This is a genomic window from uncultured Stenotrophomonas sp., assembly GCF_945952405.1.
In the GTDB taxonomy this organism is placed as follows: Bacteria; Pseudomonadota; Gammaproteobacteria; order Xanthomonadales; family Xanthomonadaceae; genus Stenotrophomonas.
Genome location: NZ_CAMFIA010000009.1, coordinates 151137 through 170133, shown reverse-complemented (window position 1 = coordinate 170133; position 18997 = coordinate 151137). Strand labels below are relative to the sequence as shown.

13 protein-coding genes are annotated in these 18997 nt (G+C 66.2%); 8 read left to right on the top strand and 5 right to left on the bottom strand.

Annotated features, from left to right (window positions below):
• The first annotated feature begins 27 nt into the window (after positions 1–27).
• The 3 genes from Q0P60_RS11620 (at position 28) to Q0P60_RS11610 (ending at position 2911) form a co-directional block, all read left to right on the top strand.
• Positions 28–1011, top strand: a complete 984-nt coding sequence (locus tag Q0P60_RS11620; protein WP_294993139.1) for a hypothetical protein — start codon at positions 28–30, stop codon at positions 1009–1011.
• A 254-nt stretch (positions 1012–1265) separates the two neighbouring features.
• Positions 1266–2069, top strand: a complete 804-nt coding sequence (locus Q0P60_RS11615; protein WP_294993136.1) for an alpha/beta fold hydrolase — start codon at positions 1266–1268, stop codon at positions 2067–2069.
• A 194-nt stretch (positions 2070–2263) separates the two neighbouring features.
• Positions 2264–2911: a hypothetical protein gene (locus tag Q0P60_RS11610; RefSeq protein ID WP_294993133.1), complete on the top strand. Its 648-nt coding sequence runs from the start codon at positions 2264–2266 to the stop codon at positions 2909–2911.
• A 216-nt stretch (positions 2912–3127) separates the two neighbouring features.
• On the opposite strand, the gene Q0P60_RS11605 is transcribed toward Q0P60_RS11610, so the two are convergent.
• Complete coding sequence (locus Q0P60_RS11605; protein WP_294993130.1) at positions 3128–4978, bottom strand: autotransporter outer membrane beta-barrel domain-containing protein; 1851 nt, start codon at positions 4976–4978, stop codon at positions 3128–3130.
• 1012 nt (positions 4979–5990) lie between these two features.
• Between Q0P60_RS11605 and Q0P60_RS11600 the strand changes: the two genes are divergently transcribed.
• On the top strand, positions 5991–6626 hold the full coding sequence (locus tag Q0P60_RS11600; RefSeq protein WP_294993126.1) for a hypothetical protein: 636 nt from the start codon (positions 5991–5993) through the stop codon (positions 6624–6626).
• A 245-nt stretch (positions 6627–6871) separates the two neighbouring features.
• On the opposite strand, the gene acnB is transcribed toward Q0P60_RS11600, so the two are convergent.
• From acnB to Q0P60_RS11585, 3 genes are read right to left on the bottom strand one after another with little or no spacing between them, the layout of a single operon-like run.
• The gene (gene acnB / locus Q0P60_RS11595; protein ID WP_294993123.1) at positions 6872–9463 is read right to left on the bottom strand and encodes a bifunctional aconitate hydratase 2/2-methylisocitrate dehydratase; all 2592 of its coding nucleotides are present in this window, start codon (positions 9461–9463) and stop codon (positions 6872–6874) included.
• A gap of 42 nt (positions 9464–9505) precedes the next feature.
• Entirely contained in the window at positions 9506–9904 is a 399-nt protein-coding gene (locus tag Q0P60_RS11590) for a type II toxin-antitoxin system VapC family toxin (RefSeq protein WP_010482492.1), read from the bottom strand.
• Positions 9905–9910: 6 nt separating this feature from the next.
• Entirely contained in the window at positions 9911–10135 is a 225-nt protein-coding gene (locus Q0P60_RS11585) for an AbrB/MazE/SpoVT family DNA-binding domain-containing protein (RefSeq protein WP_249844099.1), read from the bottom strand.
• Between the two features lie 302 nt (positions 10136–10437).
• On the opposite strand from Q0P60_RS11585, the gene acnA reads away from it, so the two are divergent.
• Positions 10438–13191, top strand: a complete 2754-nt coding sequence (acnA, locus tag Q0P60_RS11580; protein WP_294993114.1) for an aconitate hydratase AcnA — start codon at positions 10438–10440, stop codon at positions 13189–13191.
• 110 nt (positions 13192–13301) lie between these two features.
• On the opposite strand, the gene Q0P60_RS11575 is transcribed toward acnA, so the two are convergent.
• On the bottom strand, positions 13302–14852 hold the full coding sequence (locus tag Q0P60_RS11575; RefSeq protein WP_294993111.1) for a BCCT family transporter: 1551 nt from the start codon (positions 14850–14852) through the stop codon (positions 13302–13304).
• Positions 14853–15022: 170 nt separating this feature from the next.
• On the opposite strand from Q0P60_RS11575, the gene betI reads away from it, so the two are divergent.
• The 3 genes from betI to betA all read left to right on the top strand — a co-directional run bounded on the left by betI (position 15023) and on the right by betA (position 18908).
• Entirely contained in the window at positions 15023–15613 is a 591-nt protein-coding gene (betI, locus tag Q0P60_RS11570) for a transcriptional regulator BetI (RefSeq protein ID WP_294993108.1), read from the top strand.
• A gap of 38 nt (positions 15614–15651) precedes the next feature.
• Positions 15652–17124: a betaine-aldehyde dehydrogenase gene (betB, locus tag Q0P60_RS11565; RefSeq protein ID WP_294993105.1), complete on the top strand. Its 1473-nt coding sequence runs from the start codon at positions 15652–15654 to the stop codon at positions 17122–17124.
• 101 nt (positions 17125–17225) lie between these two features.
• Positions 17226–18908: a choline dehydrogenase gene (gene betA / locus Q0P60_RS11560; RefSeq protein WP_294993102.1), complete on the top strand. Its 1683-nt coding sequence runs from the start codon at positions 17226–17228 to the stop codon at positions 18906–18908.
• Positions 18909–18997 lie beyond the last annotated feature (89 nt).

Below are 18997 nucleotides of genomic sequence, written 5' to 3'. Positions count from 1 at the left end.
CGCACCATCCACCCCAGGAGCTTCACCGTGGCAGTACGCCAGTCCCTTGTTCCCGCCGTCCTTCTTGCCAGCCTGCTGCTGGCCTCCCCTGCCGGCGCCGAAACGCCGCCGGTAGCGCGCCCGTCCAGCGACGCCTCGGCCACCGTTCCGGCACCTGCGGCGGCCGAACCGCCGGCCGAGGCCCCTGCCAGCGCAACGTCGGCAAACACCGCCAGCGACCCCGCTGCCAGCAACGCGACGGTGGCCGAGGCAGCACCCGACGACAGCACCGTGGCCGACCCGGCCACGCAGGTCGCGGCCGAAGACGGCAGCGACACCACGCTGGCCGAAGACGATGAGGACCTGGCACAGGACGTACCGGTCAGCAGCAAACGCATCAAGATCCAGCCGACCTTCGACCAGGACAAGAACGGCCAGCCGCATGGCGACCGCGAACTGCGCCTGGTGACCCGCGAACACACCGGCCAGGCCGCGGCCGGGCGCATCGGCATGGTGGCGGTCTCGCTGCTGGCACGCGGCTCGTTCTCCGGCGACGCCAATGGCTTCAGCAAGCGTGGCCTGGAAGGCGATCGCATCGTCACCCTGCCCAGCCCGTCCTTCAGCATCATGCCGGCGCTGATCCGCAAGGAACTGGACAGCTACTTCGCCGCGCATCCCGAAGCGCTGCCGGAAGGCGTGACCGTGCTGCAGGTCGCTGCCGGCGAATGGTCGCTGATCTACCAGAAGCTCAGCGATTCGCAGACCCAGTACGAGCTGCGCCATGAAGCCAGCATCCGCTTCCCGATCGTGCGCAAGTTCCTGCGCAGCACCGGCGGCGAAGGCGTGCATTGCGTAACCGCACCGGTGGCCGCGCCGCTGGCGAACTGGCAGGAAGACCGCTATGCCCTGGTCAAGGCCACCGCTCGCCAGTACGCACAGCAGTGCGTGGCGCAGTTTGCGGCGCAGCTGCCGAAGCTGTTCCCCGGCACCGCAGCCGACCCCAAGGCCGCGGCCCCGGCCGCACAGCCCTGACGCTGCGGAACTGGAGAGCCGACGGCAACGGCAGGAGCCGTTGCCGTCGGCGCTACGGAAGTACCGATCCCGTGCTCGCCTTGTCGGAATCGGCCCACTTCACATCGGCGGCACTAACGATTACCGCGTCACCATCGATCATCTGAAGTCACGATTTGTCGCCAACAACCCGGACTTGTCGTCGCATCCACGCCAACGGCCATTCCGGCATTGGACATGCCGCAGCGTGAGTCTCCCTTCCACGGAGACTCCCCTTGCCCCTTCTTACCCATCACGATATCGGCAGCGGCTTTCCCGTCGTCCTTGGCGGCAGCTATCTCTGGGGCTGCGACATGTGGGCGCCACAGATCCAGCAACTGTCGCGGCGCTACCGCCTGATCCTTCCCGAACTGCCCGGACACGACAACGATCGTCCGTTGTCACCCACCTGCACCACGCCCGCCGACCTTGCACGCGACGTGGGCCGCCTCCTCGATAGTCTGGAAATCCACCAGTACGCCATCGTCGGCCTGTCGGTCAGCGGCATGTGGGCGGCAGAGCTGGCGTTGCAGCGTCCTGAGCAGGTCAGCTCATTGATCCTGATGGACACCTATCTCGGCGCAGAACCGCAGGCGTCGCAGCGGCGGTACTTCGCCATGCTGGATACGATTGAAGGGCTGGGTCATATCCCCGAAACCCTGGCCGAACAGATCGTTCCCCTGTTCTTCCGCCCCCGAATCCGCGTCGACGATCCGATCCGGCTGCAGTTCCTGCACCGTCTGCTTTCCTGGCCACGCCAGCGGCTGCTGGACGCCGTGGTGCCGCTGGGCCGGCTGATCTTCGGTCGCCCGGACCGCTTGTCTGCACTGAGCAAGCTCGATCCCACCACCACGCTGATCCTCAGCGGCGATCAGGATGTGCCGCGTCCGTTCACCGAGTCGTTGCAGATGGCCGAACAGATTGGCTGCCGCGCGCAATCGATACCGGGCGCGGGCCATATCTCCTCGCTGGAGAATCCGGACGTTGTGAGCGCGCAGCTGGACGCATGGATCCGGTTGTCCCGCAACGCCACGGTCTGATTCCAGCAGGGCTGTAGCCGAGTGCAGGCTCGGCTGCAGCGGCGTATAGACGCGGCCTGTTCTCGTCGTGGCCGGCGGGGCCACCGGCCGGCGTGACCCTGCCGCTTGAGCAGCACCTGTTTCAAGCAAATTCAATGGCACCGGCGCTGCCTTGCGCCCACCCTGTGGACCTCCCCTCCAAGGAATGCCCCGCCATGCCGCTTTCTCCCGTCGCCGCCCCCTGCACTTCGCCCGTGCGCCAGGTTCGCTTCAGCGATCAGCTGGTTGCCCATGAGAGTCCGGTCGCCATGTCCGTGCAGGACATCGCCAATCGCGCCCAACCCGATCTGAAACTGCTGCGCGCGGTGCTTGGCCAGCTCAGGCAGGGTGCCGCCATTGATGCAGGATCCGCGCACAGCGCGCTGCTCGGGGTGTTCAATCGCAACGATGACCATCACTTCCTCGCACCGGAGCAGGCTGCACAGGTCGAGCAGTACATCATTGGCCCGCGGCGCTCGCTGTCGGGCCCATTTGACCGCCGCCACCGCTTTCTGCGCAGCGTGCTCACCCAGGCCAGCGCGACCTTCGACAGGCAGCGGGCCGCCATATCCGTTGCCGAGTTCAACGAGGCATTGATCGAAGGTCGCAACGTGGGGAGTGCCGACGCCGGAGACGTGTTGCTGGCCATTCTGGTCATGAATGAGCACCTCGACTTTCTTTCAGGGCCGGAGCTCGACGAGGTGGAACGCAGCCTGGCACGCGCTTGCGCCCGCCGCCGCGTCGATGAGGACGACAGACTGCTCCTGTTCGAGATGACACAGCGGGCACTGATCGGCCGTCGCGTCGAGCACTGGCCGACGTGAGGCCCCGCGTATACGGCCGAACCGAGGCTCGGCTTGCTCTGTTTCACCCTGAAAAAAAGCAGCCGAGCGTGGGCTCGGCTCTACCGGGAACGCGGGTGTTGGTTGTAGAGCCGAAGGCAACGGCAGGAGCCGTTGCCAACGTCGCGTGCGACGGCCCGAAGGGTGCCGGTCAGGACGACCGGCATAGCCATGCTCGGCTCCACATCAACCCTGGCGTTACCAGCGGTAGCTCAGGCCCACCTGGGCGCTGGTCTGGTGGTAGCCCGAGGCCTTCTGCAGCGACAGGCCGCCCCAGGCGCCAAAGCCATTACCGAAGTTCAACGACGCACCGGCACTGAACTCACCGCGGTTCTGCGGAATGCGCGCATCCACAATCTCGTCGTCCATGCGGATCTGCGAACCGGCACGGGTGTGCAGCCAATGCGCGGCCACATACGGCTGCACTTCCACGCCACCGTTCACTGCACGGGTCACGCCGGACAGGCGCACGCCGGCACGGCCGAACAGACCGTTGGCATCCTCGGTCTGCACCACGGTGCCATTGGCTTCGGTGTGCTGCCCCTGGTCCCAACGGGTGTAGCCGACCTGCAGCTGCGGTTCCAGATAGATGCCACCATTGCTGGCACCACCGACACGGAAGGCGTAACCCGCTTCCACCGCACCCTGCCAGGCGCGGCTCGTGTAGCGTTCGGTCTCCAGACCGACGCCTTCAACGCGGTTGCGGAACTGCGCACGCTGCACGCTGCCATCCACGTAGAAGCCGGCGTACGGGTCCGCCGCATTGCCACCACGCCAGGTGCCGTAAATGCCCAGCGCCTCGCCCTTGACCTTGCCGCGGGCGTAGTAGCCGGTCAGCTCATTGGTGGAGGTGCTGGTGGCGTTGCCACTGGACAGCATCACACCCGCACTGCTGCCGCTCTCGTGCTGCCACACGTTGGCACCGACGCTGAGCGCCTGGCTGTTGCCACGCACGTCCAGCTGGCGGCTGACCGCATCGAAGCCGTTGCGCGAGCCATCGACCTTGGCCCAGGCACGCCCCGTGTTCTGGCCCGGCTGGCGATCACGATAGCCAATGCGGAACATCTGCTGTGCCGACTGCAGGTTGGCCAGGTAAGCGCCGCCTTCCGGGCGCAGGATCGGATCGGGAATGCCGGGGTCGGGGTTGCCCGGGTCAGGGTTGCCCGGCTCTGGATCCGCGGGCTTCTCCACCCCCGGCATCGGATACGGCCGATCCGGGCCCGGCAGTGGCTCCGGCCGGTCCGGACCGGGCAGCGGTTCGGGACGATCCGGGCCGGGCAACGGCTCAGGACGATCGGGGCCCGGCAACAGGCCCGCGGTCGGCAATTCCGAGCGCAGGTACCAGTTGCCGTCGGCACCGCTGCCCTTGTGCAGGAAATAGTCGTACGACCCCGCCACCGCACGCCCTTCCAGCGCGAACACCGCGTTGGACGCACCGCCCACGCGGATCAGTTCGATGCCGTTGACGGTCTGCGCGCCGCCACCGCCCAGATTGTTGACGCGCACGTTGGCGGTGCCGGAGGAATCACCGGTGATCACCAGCTTGTCGCTGGCGGACGCATCGTCGGCCAGCACGCTGTTGAACACCACGGTGCCGCCCGCGCCGTTGAAGTCGCCGACGGTCAGGGTCTTGTAGGCACCCGCCAGCGGTGCGTCGAACGCCACCACACCGCCGGCGCCGAGCTGAAGCGCGTCCACGCTGGAATCACCGCTGACGGTCCAGCGCGCATTCTCGACCGAGACCGAGGTGACATCGGTCATCGTCGATTTCAGCCCTGCATTGCCGCGCAGAACGACGTTGGCCGTGGCACCGTTGAGCTTGTCATTGAGAATGTCGCCACTGATCTGGCTGTTGTCGATGGTCAGGTTGGCGGTCACCGGCTCGGGACCCGTGGCAATACGCTTGGTCTGCAGCAGCACACCGTTGCCGGCCTTGACGGTGCTGCCGTTGTTGAGCTCAATGTTGGCCTCCACCGTGACACCACCCGACAATGCGCCCACATAGAGTGCCGCGCCGCTGGCGCTTTCCAGGTGCGACCCGTCAACCACAAGCGTATGCCTACCGGGTCCAATGAGTTCGTTGCTGAACACCGCCGCATGCTCTGTGCCGGTTGCACGGCTGCCCTTGGCCAGGGTCAGATGGCTCGCTCGGCCGCCTCCCCACATGCCAAACAACAACGCCGTGCTGTTCTGACTGGAGAAACCCCGATCGGTGTTGATGATTGTGCTGCGCTCGATCAGGGCCACGCCGCCGCCGCTGATGTGAATCCCTGCGGCCTGGGCTGTAACCGTTGAATCCATGAGCGACAAGTTTGCGGTCGTCCCGCTTATCGTTGACACAAGCGAGATGCCTGCCCCTGCCGAAGCAATGCTCGCATTGCTTACCGTGGCCTGGCTGCCGTCACCCAGCCACAGTGCCATGTATAGCGGGCCTGCGATCGAAGGACCGCTCAACGATGCACCGTCGATCGTGACCGTTGAACCATTATCCGCCGACACCATCCCCGCGACAGCCCCCGGATTCAGGGTCAGCGTGGCGCCGTCCAGGATCCAGTCCTCGCGCAGGTCACCAGGATTGACGATCGCCGATTCGCCGGGTGCCAGTTCGCCCGCATGGGCGGGGGCGGCGACGCACAGGGCGGCGACCAGGGCGAGGGCCAGGGGTGTGGGAGCAGGATGCTTCATGTTCACATTCCTCGTTGGGGGTAGCGCGGGGCAGTGGTGACCGGGACAGGCTCAACACAGCGCCAACGCCACAATGGAATCAGGCAGCGGCTGATGCGGTGCCAAGGCTTGGAACTTTGCCGGGTAGCCGCTGCGCGCTCCATGCAACTTGTTGCATTACGATGAACCGAGGCTTCAGGTAAAGCACACTTAACCCCAGCAAACACAAGGGTCTGCCGCGCCTGGCAGCCCATTTCGGCCACCGGGCGTGACGTGTTTTGCTCATGGCGGCATGGCAGCGGCGAAAGAACGCACCGCATCTTTGAAACGGATTGGATGGCGCCAGTGCAGCCGGGCGCACACGATGCGGCCATCTCTTCCAAGGATTGTCGATCCCATGCCTGTCTCCCCCGCTGCAGCCCCCAGTACCCCGCCGGCGCGCCGCGTCAGCTTCCACCCCGACCTGATTGCCCATGAGAGCCCCATCGGCATGTCGTTGCAGCACGTCGCCAATCGCGCACGGCCCAACATGAAGTTTGTGCGCCTGGTGCTCGGCCAGGCGCAGCGCAATATTCCCCTGGACACCGCAACCGCACAGAGTGCGCTGCTGGCCGTCTACAACTTCAACCAGGATGCGCCGTTTCTTGCACCGGAGGATGCCGAACGGGTCGAACAGCACATTGCTGAAGCGAGACGCCCGCCGTTGGCTCCTTATGAAACGCGCTATCACTTCCTACGCGAAGTGCTGGCGCAGGCATGGGCTGCCATTGACGCGCCACGGCAGTGCCTGGCCCTGTTCGAGGTCATCAAGGCGGGCGAGCAAGGGCGCAGGATCCCAAACGCCGACGCGGCGGACGCACTGCTGGCGATTCTGCTGATGGATGATCGCCTCGGCCTTCTGACCGACAACGAGGCCTGTCATGTAGAGGAAAGCCTGCAACGCGCGTATTACCGCCAGCGCAGCAGCCCGGAGGAACAGCAGTTCCTGTGTGAGACGGCGAAATTGGCGCTTAACGGACGGCGCGGCGCGTGATCGCAGAGGTGACGCCATGCAGGGAGCATCGCCCCACGCTTTTCTGTGAAGCCGAGCCTGTGCTCGGCTGCGGGTTCCCTGCAAAAAAGCAGCCGAGCGTAGGCTCGGCTCTACCGCAGGCATCGGCGCCATTTCGCCTGCATCACGGATCCATCGCGGTAATGCGTGCGGGCAACAAAAAACCCCCGGCTTGCGCCGGGGGTTCTTTATTTCAACGGGCTGCCGGCCAGCGGCCGGCACTACCCTCAGGCGGCGACCGTCTTGGCCACGTCCTGGTATTCCTCGATCTGGTCGAAGTTCATGTAGCGGTAGATCTCCGCACCATTGGCGTTGATCACGCCGATGTCCGCCATGTACTCCTCCTTGGTCGGGATGCGGCCCAGGCGCGAGCAGATCGCCGCCAGTTCCGCCGAACCCAGGTACACGTTGGTGTTGCGGCCCAGGCGGTTCGGGAAGTTGCGGGTCGAGGTCGACATCGCGGTGGAGCCTTCGCGGATCTGCGCCTGGTTGCCCATGCACAGCGAGCAGCCCGGCATTTCCATGCGCGCGCCGGTGGCGCCGAAGGTGCCGTACACGCCTTCCTTGGTCAGCTCGGAGGCATCCATCTTGGTCGGCGGGGCCACCCACAGGCGGGTCGGCAGGTCACGCTTGCCTTCCAGCAGCTTCGCAGCGGCGCGGAAGTGACCGATGTTGGTCATGCACGAACCGATGAAGACTTCATCGATCTTGGCACCGGCCACTTCGGACAGGGTCTTCACGTCGTCCGGATCGTTCGGGCAGGCCACGATCGGCTCGTGGATGTCGGCCAGGTCGATCTCGATGACGGCGGCGTACTCGGCGTCGGCATCCGGCTCCAGCAGCTCCGGGTTGGCCAGCCACGCTTCCATCTTCTCGATGCGACGCTGCAGCGAACGCGGATCCTGGTAACCCTCGGCGATCATCCACTTCAGCAGCGTGATGTTGCTGTTGAGGTACTCGATGATCGGTTCCTTGTTCAGGCGCACCGAGCAACCGGCCGCCGAACGCTCGGCCGAGGCGTCGGACAGTTCGAACGCCTGCTCGACCTTCAGCTCCGGCAGGCCTTCGATTTCCAGGATGCGGCCGGAGAAGATGTTCTTCTTGCCAGCCTTGGCCACGGTCAGCAGGCCCGACTTGATCGCGTACAGCGGGATCGCGTTGACCAGGTCACGCAGGGTCACGCCCGGCTGCATCTTGCCCTTGAAGCGCACCAGCACCGATTCCGGCATGTCCAGCGGCATCACGCCGGTGGCTGCGGCGAAGGCGACCAGGCCCGAACCGGCCGGGAACGAAATGCCGACCGGGAAACGGGTGTGCGAGTCACCGCCGGTGCCGACGGTGTCCGGCAGCAGCATGCGGTTGAGCCAGCTATGGATCACGCCGTCGCCCGGGCGCAGCGAGACGCCGCCACGGGTGGAGATGAACTCCGGCAGGGTGTGGTGGGTCTTGACGTCCACCGGCTTCGGGTAGGCGGCGGTGTGGCAGAACGACTGCATCACCAGGTCGGCCGAGAAGCCCAGGCAGGCCAGGTCCTTCAGCTCGTCACGGGTCATCGGGCCGGTGGTGTCCTGCGAGCCGACCGAGGTCATCTTCGGTTCGCAGTAGGTGCCCGGGCGCATGCCCTGGCCTTCCGGCAGGCCACAGGCGCGGCCGACCATCTTCTGCGCCAGCGAGAAGCCCTTGCCGGTATCGGCCGGCTGCACCGGCAGGCGGAACAGGTCGGTCGGGGCCAGGCCCAGCGCTTCACGCGCCTTGCCGGTCAGGCCACGGCCGATGATCAGCGGAATGCGGCCACCGGCACGCACTTCGTCGAACAGCACATCGGACTTCACCTGGAACTCGGCGATCACTTCGCCGTTCTTCAGCGCCTTGCCTTCGTACGGGCGCAGCTCGACCACGTCGCCGTGCTCCATCTGCGACACGTCCAGCTCGATCGGCAGTGCGCCGGCATCTTCCATGGTGTTGTAGAAGATCGGGGCGATCTTGCCGCCCAGGCAGACGCCACCGGCGCGCTTGTTCGGGATGAACGGAATGTCATCGCCGGTCCACCACAGCACGCTGTTGGTGGCCGACTTGCGCGACGAACCGGTGCCGACCACGTCGCCGACGTAGGCCACCAGGTGGCCCTTGTCCTTCAGCGAGAGGATCTGCTGGATCGGACCGCGCTTGCCGTCTTCTTCCGGGGTGAACGCGGCATCGTCACGCTTGTTCTTCAGCATCGCCAGGGCGTGCATCGGAATGTCCGGGCGGGTGGTCGCGTCCGGCGCCGGCGACAGGTCGTCGGTGTTGGTTTCGCCCGGCACCTTGAACACGGTGACGGTCAGGCTCTGCGGCACTTCCGGGTTGCTGGTGAACCACTCGGCATCGGCCCAGCTCTGCAGCACGGCCTGGGCGTTGGCATTGCCGGCCTTGGCCTTTTCCTGCACGTCGTGGAAGGCATCGAACACCAGCAGGGTCTTCTTCAGGCCGTTGGCGGCGACGGTGCCGACGCTGGCGTCGTCCAGCAGCTGGATCAGCGGCGCGACGTTGTAGCCGCCGAGCATGGTGCCCAGCAGTTCGGTGGCGCGCTCACGGCTGATCAGCGGGTTCTGCTCGCTGCCCAGGGCGATCGCCGCCAGGTACGAGGCCTTGACCTTGGCCGCGTCATCGACGCCGGCCGGCACGCGGTGGGTCAGCAGGTCGAGCAGGAACTCGGCCTCGCCCTGCGGCGGGTTCTTCAGCAGTTCGATGACATCGGCCGTCTGCTGCGCGCTCAGCGGCAGCGGCGGGATGCCAAGCGCAGCGCGCTCGGCGACGTGGTGGCGGTAGGCTTCCAACATGACAACTCCCGGGTAATGCGTAGGTTAAAGAACAAAGTGGGCTCAGGCGTGCGGCACGATCAGCTTCAGGCCCTTGAAGTAGTCGCGGTAAAACGTGTCGTTCCAGGTGATCAGGCCATCGCACTGCAGCAGTGCGTGGGCACCAACCATGAATTCATCCAGGCTGCGGCGGCTGCCGCTGCGCTGGCGGTGGCGGCGGTGCATCTCGCCGGCGCGCAGCGCCGACTTGGCTTCCATCGGGTTGAAGTGCACGCCCATTTCTTCCAGCGCTTCCAGCACCTCGGCGCCGCCCCGCAGCGATGCGCAGACCTCGGCCAGGGTCGCGCCGCAGACCACCACGCGGCCACCGACCAGGCTCTGCCGGAGGATGGCCTCCACCGCATCGGCCTGCGGCCCATTGCTGAGCAGTTCGACCAGCACCGGCGAATCGACGGCGATCATCACGGTTCAGTCCTCGTCGCGCACCGAGCGCACGGCGGCCTCGGACGATTCGAAGCCGTCCAGCGCGAACTTGCCGCGTGCCCGTGAAATGGCATCGTCAACACTCTTGCGCAGGATGATCCGGCTGCCGTCCAGCTCGACCTTCAGCAGCGTGCCCTTGGTCAGGCCGAGGGCATCACGCACCGCCTTGGGCAGGGTGATCTGTCCGCGTTCTGCAACAGTGGCTTCCATCGGTAGGCCCTCCAGAGTATGCACAAATTATACATACTTCCCCGGGCATACTTCCACCCTGAACAGGACCGGCAACCCGCCAGCCCTTGCCTCGCAAAGGATCGGCCACAAACGTGACATACGCCATACACCTTCCCCTGTAGTCTGGAACCGATGCCGCAGGCCGGTGCCCGGCCCGGATGAATCCATTCAGTATCGGGTTCATACTGGAACCACCGGGGCCGCCAGGCCCGCGGCGACCGCAAGCAGGCCCGTCCACGCACGGGCCACTGCAAGCCATCCGCAAGAAGGAGTTACCCCGCATGAGCGATTCGTTCTCCACCCGCAGCCAGCTGAATGTCGGCGGCAAGACCTACGACTACTTCAGCCTGCCCACGCTGGGCCAGCGCTTCGATATCTCCCACCTGCCCTACTCGATGAAGATCCTGCTGGAGAACCTGCTCCGGCACGAGGATGGCGGCGTCACCGTTGGCAAGGACCACATCGAAGCCGTGGCCCGCTGGAATCCGGCGGCCGAGCCGGACACCGAGATCGCCTTCATGCCGGCGCGCGTGGTCCTGCAGGACTTCACCGGCGTGCCCTGCGTGGTCGACCTGGCCGCGATGCGCGATGCGGTGGTCAAGCTCGGCGGCTCGCCGGAGCAGATCAACCCGCAGATTCCCTCCGAACTGGTCATCGACCACTCGGTGCAGGTGGATGTGTTCGGCAAGCCCGACGCACTGGACCTCAACGGCAAGATCGAATTCCAGCGCAACCAGGAACGCTACGGCTTCCTGCGCTGGGGCCAGAAGGCCTTCGACAACTTCAAGGTGGTGCCGCCGAACACCGGCATCGTCCACCAGGTGAACCTGGAAAACCTGGCCCGCGTGGTGATGACCGCGGACAAGGACGGCAAGGCGGTGGCCTACCCCGATACCGTGTTCGGCACCGACAGCCACACCACCATGATCAATGGCATCGGCGTGCTGGGTTGGGGCGTGGGCGGCATCGAGGCTGAAGCCGCCATGCTCGGCCAGCCGTCGTCGATGCTGATCCCGCAGGTGGTCGGCTTCAAGCTGACCGGCAAGCTGCCCGAGGGCGCCACCGCCACCGACCTGGTGCTGACCGTCACCCAGATGCTGCGCAAGCTGGGCGTGGTCGGCAAGTTCGTCGAGTTCTACGGCGATGGCCTGCAGCACCTGCCGCTGGCCGACCGCGCCACCATCGGCAACATGGCGCCGGAATACGGTGCCACCTGCGGCATCTTCCCGATCGACGCCGAATCGCTGAACTACCTGCGCCTGTCCGGCCGCAGCGAAGAACAGATCGACCTGGTCGAGGCCTACGCCAAGGCACAGGGCCTGTGGCACGAGCCGGGCAGCCCGCATGCGCAGTACAGCACCACGCTGGAACTGGACATGGGCACGGTGAAGCCGTCGCTGGCCGGCCCCAAGCGACCGCAGGACCGGGTACTGCTGGAAGACGTGCAGAAGAACTACCGTGAGGCCCTGGTCGGCCTGACCAGCAACCGCGACAAGCGCAGCGACGATGTGTCCTCGTTCGTCAACGAAGGCGGCGGCGCCGCGGTCGGCAACGAGCAGCTGGCCAAGGGCTTCGCCGACATCGAAGTGGAAGGCCGCAAGGTGCGGCTGAAGGACGGCGCGGTGGTCATCGCCGCCATCACCTCGTGCACCAACACCTCCAACCCGGCGGTGATGATCGGCGCCGGCCTGCTGGCCCGCAACGCCGCCGCCAAGGGCCTGAACCGCCAGCCGTGGGTGAAGACCTCGCTCGGGCCGGGTTCGCGCGTGGTCACCGATTACCTGGAAAAGGCCGGCGTGCTGAAGGAGCTGGAGAAGATCGGCTTCTATGTGGTCGGCTACGGCTGCACCACCTGCATCGGCAACTCCGGCCCGCTGCCGACCGAAGTCAGCGCCGGCATTGCCGCCGGCGATCTGGTGGTCACCTCGGTGCTGTCGGGCAACCGCAACTTCGAGGGCCGCGTGCACCCCGAAGTGAAGATGAACTACCTGGCCAGCCCGCCGTTGGTGGTGGCCTATGCCATTGCCGGCACCACCGACATCGACCTGACCACCCAGCCGCTGGGTACCGGCAGCGATGGCCAGCCGGTGTTCCTGCGTGACATCTGGCCGAGCAACAAGGAAATCGGCGACGTCATCGCCGCCACCATCGGCCCGGAGATGTTCAAGCAGAACTACGCCGACGTGTTCAAGGGCGATACCCGCTGGAACACCATCGCCTCGCCGGACGGCAACCTGTACGAGTGGAGCGACGCCTCCACCTACATCAAGAACCCGCCTTACTTCGATGGCATGACCATGCAGACCGGCAGCATCGATGATGTGCACGGTGCACGCGTGATGGGCCTGTTCGGTGATTCGATCACCACCGACCACATCTCCCCGGCCGGCAACATCAAGAAGGACTCGCCGGCGGGCCGCTTCCTGCAGGAGCGCGGCGTGCAGCCGGCCGACTTCAACAGCTACGGCAGCCGCCGCGGCAACGACGACGTCATGGTTCGCGGCACCTTTGCCAACATCCGCATCAAGAACCTGATGTTCGGTGGCGAAGAAGGTGGCAATACCCTGTACTACCCGGCCGCCGGCGGCCAGCCGGAGAAGCTGGCGATCTACGATGCGGCCATGAAGTACAAGGCCGACAAGGTGCCGCTGGTGGTGCTGGCCGGCAAGGAATACGGCACCGGCTCGTCGCGTGACTGGGCGGCCAAGGGCACCCTGCTGCTGGGGGTGAAGGCAGTCATCGCCGAGAGCTTCGAGCGCATCCACCGCTCCAACCTGGTCGGCATGGGCGTGCTGCCGCTGCAGTTCCGCAACGGCGAGAATGCACAGAGCCTGGGCCTGGATGGTTCCGAGACGATCGACATCACCGGCCTGCAGGATGGTGCCAGCAAGCGCGCCACGGTCACCGCTACCAAGGCCGATGGTACGAAGAAGACCTTCGAGGTCTCGGTGATGCTGCTGACCCCGAAGGAAGTGGAGTACTTCCGCCACGGTGGCCTGTTGCAGTACGTGCTGCGCCAGCTGGCAGGCAAGTAACGCCTGGCCTGCGCCCGATTGAGAAAAAGGCCGGATCCTTGCGGATCCGGCCCTTTTTGCTTGGGATACCCCCTGTAAAGCCGAGCAAGAGCTCGGCGCTACAGAGGCGCTCAGCGGCGCGGGGCGTCCGGGTCGGTGCGCAGGGCCTTCAACAGGCCCCACATGTAGAACGCCAGGGTGAACGAGAACGGCAGGCCGCACAGCACCACTGCGGTCTGCATCGCGCTGAAATTGCCGGCCAGCAGCAGGCCGACGCTGGCAACGGTGATGCCCGCGGCCCAGAACACGCGCAGCCAGATCGGCGCGTCATGGCCGTCCTCCACGCCGTCATCAACACGGCGGGTGCACAGGTTGGCGATCATCAGCGTGCCCGAATCGACGGGAGTCAGGAACAGCACGAAGCCGATCACCACCGCGGCGCCGGCCACGTACGGCGCGGCGGGCAGGTACTCCAGCAGTTTGAACAGGGTCATGGCCGCATCATGCTGGGCCACCTCGCCCAGTACCGCCTGGCCGTGGTTGAGCACCAGGTCGATGGCGGTGTTGCCGAAGATCGACAGCCAGGCCAGGGTGAAGCCAAGCGGGATCAGCAGCACGCCCATGATCACTTCACGGATGGTGCGGCCACGCGAGATGCGCGCCACGAACAGGCCGACGAACGGCGCCCAGGCAATCCACCAGGCCCAGTAGAACAGCGTCCACGAGCCCATCCACTCACGGCCCTTGGGGTCGTTGAGGTACATGTCGAAGCTCTTGCGCACGAACGCGCCCAGGTAATCGCCGGTGTTCTGGATCAGACCGTCGAACAGGTGCAGGGTCGGGCCGGTGACCAGCACGAACAGCAGCAGGCCGCACAGCAGGCGCACGTTGAGGTTGGAGAGCCAGGCAATGCCCTTCTCGACACCGGCCACCACGCCGATGGTGGCCACCACCATCATCACCAGCACGATCGCCACCAGCACCTGCGGCGTATCCGGAATGTGGAACAGGTAGACCAGGCCGGACTGCACCACCAGCGCACCGATGCCAAGATTGGTCACCATCGAGATCAGGGTGGCCAGGATGCCGAAGCCATCGACCATGTCGCCGATGCGGCCGTGGATGCGCTCGCCGAAGATCGGGTACAGCGCCGAACGCAGCGCCAGCGGCAGGTCGCGGCGATAGGCGAAATAGCCCAGTGCCACGCCGACCAGGGCGTACAGCGCCCAGCCGTGCAGGCCCCAGTGCAGGAAGGTCAGCACCATCGCCTCGCGGCCGGCGGCCACGGTACCGCCGGGCTGCCCGGGCGGATTGAGGAAATGGTCCAGCGGCTCGTAGGCACCGTAGTACAGCAGCGCAATGCCGATGCCGGCCGAGAACAGCATCGACACCCAGGCGACGTAGCCGAAGGCCGGTGATTCCTCGTTGTGGCCCAGGCGGATGCGGCCGTACGGCGAGAACGCCAGCCACAGCACGAAGCCCAGGCACAGCACGATCAGCAGCATGTACCACCAGCCGAACGCGGCCGACACCTCGGCCTGCGCCCACTGCAGCCAATGCTCGCTGCCTTCGGGATAGAGAACGGTGAGCAGCCCGAGGATGCCGATCGACACCGAGGAGCTGAAGAAGACAAAGCGGTTCAAGCGCAGGGGCGAACGCTTGGGATGAGCCAGGGAAGACATGGGGTCGTCTCATCAAGTCCGAGGGAGCACATGGGCGGGGCCGGACCGGTAAACCGGGCCCATGGCGTGGGGCGCGAGCGCATCCTAGGGTTTATTGATTGAACGTTCAATCAATAAAAAGCATAATGGCCGGCAGCCCGATCCTTCGGGTCGCAATCCGTGGAGAGACAATGCCGAAGAAAGGCGTGGAACCGGTCCGGCGCGAGCAGCTGATCCGGGCCACTTTCCAGACCATCGACGAGATCGGCATGGCCGATGCGACCGTCGCCACCATCGCGAAGAAGGCAGGGCTGTCCAGCGGCATCGTCGCCCACTACTTCGGCGACAAGGACGGCCTGCTCAATGCTGCAATGCGGCAGATCCTGCGCGAACTGAAGGAGGCGGTCGCCCGCTACCGCGCCGATGTCGGCGACGACCCGCGCGAGCAGCTGCGTGCCATCGTCGATGGCAACTTCGACGACAGCCAGATCAACGGCACTGCGATGCGCGTCTGGCTCACCTTCTGGGCCGCGAGCATGCACCAGCCGGAACTGGCCCGGCTGCAGCGCGCCAACGACCAGCGCCTGTTCTCCAACCTGTGCCACCAGTTCAACCGCCTGCTGCCCCACCCGCAGGCCCGCCTGGCCGCCCGCGGCCTGGCCGCGATGATCGACGGCCTGTGGCTGCGCGGCAGCCTGGTCGGCGGCCAGTTCAACGCCGAGAAATCCCGGCGCATCGCCTACGGCTACATCGACTTCCAGTTGCAGGCTGCCGCGCTATAAGCGTGTCAGCACCCGCCCCCTTCCAAGGAGTACGCCCCATGACCACCCTGCCCGTCCAACAGCTCTACATCCACGGCCAGCGGGTCGATGCCACCAGCGGCAAGACCTTCACGTCCGTCAATCCGGCCACCGGTGAAGTGATCGCTGAAGTGCAGGTCGCCAGCCAGGCCGACGTCGAGCGCGCCGTGCAGAGCGCGGCCGAAGGCCAGAAGGTCTGGGCGGCGATGACCGCGATGGAGCGTTCGCGCATCCTGCGCCGCGCCGTCGAGATCCTGCGCGAGCGCAATGACGAGCTGGCCCACCTGGAAACGCTGGACACCGGCAAGGCGCTGGCTGAAACCACCACCGTGGACATCGTCACCGGTGCCGACGTGGTCGAGTACTACGCCGGCCTGGCCACCGCCATCGAGGGCATCCAGCTGCCGCTGCGCGAGTCCAGCTTCTTCTACACCCGCCGCGAGCCGCTGGGCGTGGTCGCCGGCATCGGCGCCTGGAACTACCCGATCCAGATCGCCATGTGGAAGTCGGCCCCGGCGCTGGCGGCCGGCAACGCGATGGTGTTCAAGCCGTCCGAAGTGACCCCGCTGACCGCGATCCGGCTGGCCGAGATCTACACCGAAGCCGGCGTGCCGGCCGGCGTGTTCAACGTCGTGCAGGGCCCGGGCCGCGAGATCGGCCAGTGGCTGACCGAGCACCCGGTGATCGAGAAGATCTCCTTCACCGGCGGCGTCGCCACCGGCAAGAAGGTGATGGCCAGCGCCGCCTCCTCGTCGCTGAAGGAAGTGACCATGGAACTGGGCGGCAAGTCGCCGCTGGTGATCTGCGATGACGCCGACCTCGACCGCGCGGCCGACATCGCGGTGATGGCCAACTTCTTCAGCTCCGGCCAGGTCTGCACCAACGGCACCCGCGTGTTCGTGCCGCGCAGCATGCTGGCCGCCTTCGAGGCCGCCGTGGTCGAGCGCGTCAAGCGCATCCGCATCGGCGACCCGATGGCCGCCGAGACCAATTTCGGCCCGCTGACCAGCTTCCCGCACATGGAAAACGTGCTGCGCTACATCGAGAGCGGCAAGGCCGAGGGTGCCCGCCTGCTCACCGGTGGTGGCCGCGCCACCGAGGGAGCACTGGCCAACGGCGCCTACGTGCTGCCGACCGTGTTCTCCGACTGCCGCGATGACATGACCATCGTCAAGGAAGAGATCTTCGGGCCGGTGATGAGCATCCTCGCCTACGACGACGAAGAGGAAGTGGTGCGCCGTGCCAACGACACCACCTTCGGCCTCGCCGCCGGCGTGGTCAGCAAGGATGTCAGCCGCGCCCACCGCATCATCCACCGCCTGGAAGCCGGCATCTGCTGGATCAACACCTGGGGTGAATCGCCGGCGGAAATGCCGGTCGGTGGCTACAAGGAATCCGGCGTCGGCCGCGAGAACGGCATCTCGACCCTCGGCCACTACACCCGCATCAAGTCGGTGCAGGTAGAACTGGGCGACTACGCCAGCGTGTTCTGATCGGCGCGCCCTGAGCGCGCCCCTTCGTCCGGCCACCGTGCCGATCCGACATTCCGCCGGGACGCCTGCATGCAGTGCGCCCCGGCCTGCAGGAGACACCCATGAGCACCCATAACGAGTACGACTACATCATCATCGGCGCCGGTTCGGCCGGCAACGTGCTGGCCACCCGCCTCACTGAAGATGCCGATGTCAGCGTGCTGCTGCTGGAAGCCGGTGGCCCGGACTACCGGCTCGACTTCCGTACCCAGATGCCGGCCGCGCTGGCCTTCCCGTTGCAGGGCAAGCGCTACAACTGGGCGTACAAGACCGATCCCGAGCCCTTCATGAACAACCGCCGCATGGATTGCGGCCGCGGCAAGGGCCTGGGTGGCTCGTCGCTGATCAACGGCATGTGCTACATCCGCGGTAACGCGATGGACTACGACAACTGGGCCAGCATGCCGGGCCTGGAAGACTGGACCTACCTGGACTGCCTGCCCTACTTCCGCAAGGCGGAAACCCGCGACATCGGCGCCAATGACTACCACGGTGGCGACGGTCCGCTGCGCGTGACCACGCCCAAGGCCGGCAACAACGAACTGTTCGCCGCGATGGTCGAGGCCGGCGTGCAGGCCGGCTACCCGCGCACCGACGACCTCAACGGTTACCAGCAGGAAGGCTTCGGCCCGATGGACCGCACGGTGACCCCGAAGGGCCGCCGCTCCAGCACCGCCCGCGGCTACCTGGACCTGGCCAAGCCGCGCCCGAACCTGACCATCGTCACCCACGCGCTGACCGACCGCATCCTGTTCTCGGGCAAGCGTGCGGTGGGCGTGCAGTGGCTGCACAACGAGCAGCCGCAGCGTGCCACCGCACGCCGCGAAGTGCTGCTGTGCGGCGGCGCCATCGCCTCGCCGCAGATCCTGCAGCGCTCGGGCGTCGGCCCGGCCGATCTGCTGCGCAGCCTCGACATCGACCTGGTGCACCACCTGCCCGGCGTCGGCGCCAACCTGCAGGACCACCTCGAGATGTACCTGCAGTACGAGTGCAAGAAGCCGGTATCGCTGGCCCCGGCACTGAAGCTGTACAACCAGCCGGCGATCGGCGCCGAGTGGCTGTTCCTGGGTACCGGCATCGGCGCCAGCAACCAGTTCGAGGCCGGCGGCTTCATCCGCAGCGATGCCGAGTTCGACTGGCCGAACCTGCAGTACCACTTCCTGCCGGTGGCGATCAATTACAACGGCTCGAACCCGATCAAGGCGCACAGCTTCCAGATGCACGTCGGCTCGATGCGCTCGCCCAGCCGCGGCCGCATCCACGTGCGCTCGAAGGACCCGCGCGAACACCCGAGCATCCTGTTCAACTACATGTCGCACGACCAGGACTGGCGCGAGTTCCGTGCGGCCATCCGCATCACCCGCGAGATCTTCGCGCAGCCCGCGCTGGCCCCGTACAGCGGCCGCGAAATCTCGCCGGGCAGCGCGCTGCAGACCGATGCGCAGATCGATGCGTTCGTGCGCGAGCATGCCGAGACCGCCTACCACCCGTCGTGCTCGAACAAGATGGGTCACGCCGACGATCCGATGGCGGTGGTCGATGGCCAGGGCCGCGTGCACGGCCTGGAAGGCCTGCGCATCGTCGATGCCTCGATCATGCCGCAGGTGGTGACCGGCAACCTCAACGCGCCGACCATCATGATGGCCGAGAAGCTGGCCGATGTGATCCGCGGCCGCACGCCGCTGGCGCGCAGCACTGCGCCCTACTACAAGGCCAACGGCGCGCCGGTGCGCAAGCAGGGCTGACGCAGGCGGCCCGCCTGGGGCCAGGTCATGCCGGCCAGCGGCCGGCACTACCGGAAAGAGAGCAGATGCCGGCCAGCGGCCGGCATGAC

Coding starts and splice junctions, on each gene's coding strand:
- Q0P60_RS11585 (WP_249844099.1), bottom strand. CDS start 10,135: ATGGAAGCCACTGTTGCAGAACGCGGACAGATCACCCTGCCCAAGGCG.
- betI (WP_294993108.1), top strand. CDS start 15,023: ATGCCGAAGAAAGGCGTGGAACCGGTCCGGCGCGAGCAGCTGATCCGG.
- acnB (WP_294993123.1), bottom strand. CDS start 9,463: ATGTTGGAAGCCTACCGCCACCACGTCGCCGAGCGCGCTGCGCTTGGC.
- Q0P60_RS11600 (WP_294993126.1), top strand. CDS start 5,991: ATGCCTGTCTCCCCCGCTGCAGCCCCCAGTACCCCGCCGGCGCGCCGC.
- acnA (WP_294993114.1), top strand. CDS start 10,438: ATGAGCGATTCGTTCTCCACCCGCAGCCAGCTGAATGTCGGCGGCAAG.
- Q0P60_RS11575 (WP_294993111.1), bottom strand. CDS start 14,852: ATGTCTTCCCTGGCTCATCCCAAGCGTTCGCCCCTGCGCTTGAACCGC.
- betA (WP_294993102.1), top strand. CDS start 17,226: ATGAGCACCCATAACGAGTACGACTACATCATCATCGGCGCCGGTTCG.
- Q0P60_RS11590 (WP_010482492.1), bottom strand. CDS start 9,904: ATGATCGCCGTCGATTCGCCGGTGCTGGTCGAACTGCTCAGCAATGGG.
- Q0P60_RS11610 (WP_294993133.1), top strand. CDS start 2,264: ATGCCGCTTTCTCCCGTCGCCGCCCCCTGCACTTCGCCCGTGCGCCAG.
- betB (WP_294993105.1), top strand. CDS start 15,652: ATGACCACCCTGCCCGTCCAACAGCTCTACATCCACGGCCAGCGGGTC.